Annotated in this window: 2 protein-coding genes and 1 pseudogene; 1 reads left to right on the plus strand and 2 read right to left on the minus strand. The window is 32.8% G+C overall.

The annotated features are described in order from the left end of the window. A pseudogene (locus PVV65_RS09770) lies at positions 1-208 on the minus strand (hypothetical protein); the annotation flags it as partial. Between the two features lie 246 nt (positions 209-454). Continuing rightward, positions 455-781 carry a hypothetical protein gene (locus PVV65_RS09775; RefSeq protein WP_273790031.1) on the minus strand — a complete coding sequence of 109 codons (327 nt, stop codon included), beginning with the start codon at positions 779-781 and terminating at the stop codon, positions 455-457. Positions 782-894: 113 nt separating this feature from the next. On the opposite strand from PVV65_RS09775, the gene PVV65_RS09780 reads away from it, so the two are divergent. Then, complete coding sequence (locus tag PVV65_RS09780; protein ID WP_273790032.1) at positions 895-1,221, plus strand: hypothetical protein; 327 nt, start codon at positions 895-897, stop codon at positions 1,219-1,221. Positions 1,222-1,334 lie beyond the last annotated feature (113 nt).

Consider the following 1,334-nt stretch of genomic DNA (forward strand, 5'->3'; position numbering starts at 1 on the left):
AGAACTCTGCGATCTCTTCAGAGATATCTTCGCATCGGTTAGTGGTTGGTTCTACACGGAAGATTTGAAGAGCATTATCGGCTTGATCGATAAATTTGATAATTTCCTTTTCATCAAAGAAAGTACCGTATTTTGCGAGATTTTGCTCTTCATCTTCACAGACGACTAAGAGAATTTCATCAGAATTTATAAACACTGGTTTCTTCACAAATGCCTCCATAGAGCCTATTGGCAAAGGTTAATTTTTACGATATGAGGCATTTATATTTTCGATTTTAGAATAAGTCAATATAAATTTTCTAAAATAGAAAAAATTTTTTTTAGTGATAGACGGATAGTCTACACAAAAAAGTGATCTAACTTTCATTTAAATGTGGAGAAAATTCTATAATGAAGCAATCTAAAGAAGCTTTTAAAATATTTTCGTCATTAACAAATGAGCAAAAACGGGTGGTTATTTTTCATCTGCTTCTTGCAGAGAGCGCAAAAAAGAAATGACAGCTTTTCTATGTTCTGGCTTTGCTGAAGAATATAATTTTAAAAAATAATCATCACAATTATCAGGTATAAAGTGAGGGGGGAGAGCTTTAAAAAATGAAGTTAACCTAACGAGTTCATCAGCAGATATACTTCTACTTTCTTTATCATCATCAACAGAAAGCATTTTAGATACAACAGATGTATGAAGCCCCATATGTTTAGCTAGTTCAGTTCGGGACCCGTGCCCCATTGTTTTAAGTTTTTCATTTGCCCAAATTTTTATTTCTTTTTGAATATCCATACTTGTCAATATTCCCTTTGTTAAAAAAAATATCAATATTTCTATTTTAGAAAAAATATTGACAATTTTTCTATAATCGAATAAATGCACATTTGATAAATAGAGAAATTAAGATGAGTATCAAAAATTCAGCAGTTACGATTATAAGGTATTTAGGCGGTGCAAAACGCGTGTCGTTGATCTCTCAATGTCATGTGTCTGCTGTTTATAAATGGACTTATCCTTTAAAAAAACTAGAGGGTAAAGGCGGAATTATACCGGCTAAATACCAAATTATGCTTTTAAATTATGCGCGTGAGCATGGGATAGATTTACGTCCAGAAGATTTTTTTTATCCAGAGCGCTTGCAAAAATTAATGCAAGAGCAAGCAAGCGACTCAATGACAAAATTTTCCAAAAGCCCCTGCGTTGATAGCGTGTGCAACCGTTTGCAGCCTTAGGAGATCACAATGAGTTTAAATGAAAGCAAGCAGAGCATTGATGAGTGTGATGAGGATATCAAAAAATATGAAAAGGAAATTAAAGAACTTAATCAAAAGATAGATGCGTATGA

Origin of the sequence: Bartonella sp. ML70XJBT (genome assembly GCF_028618425.1) — a bacterium.
Taxonomy (GTDB): Bacteria; Pseudomonadota; Alphaproteobacteria; order Rhizobiales; family Rhizobiaceae; genus Bartonella.

Coding starts and splice junctions, on each gene's coding strand:
- PVV65_RS09780 (WP_273790032.1), top strand. CDS start 895: ATGAGTATCAAAAATTCAGCAGTTACGATTATAAGGTATTTAGGCGGT.
- PVV65_RS09775 (WP_273790031.1), bottom strand. CDS start 781: ATGGATATTCAAAAAGAAATAAAAATTTGGGCAAATGAAAAACTTAAA.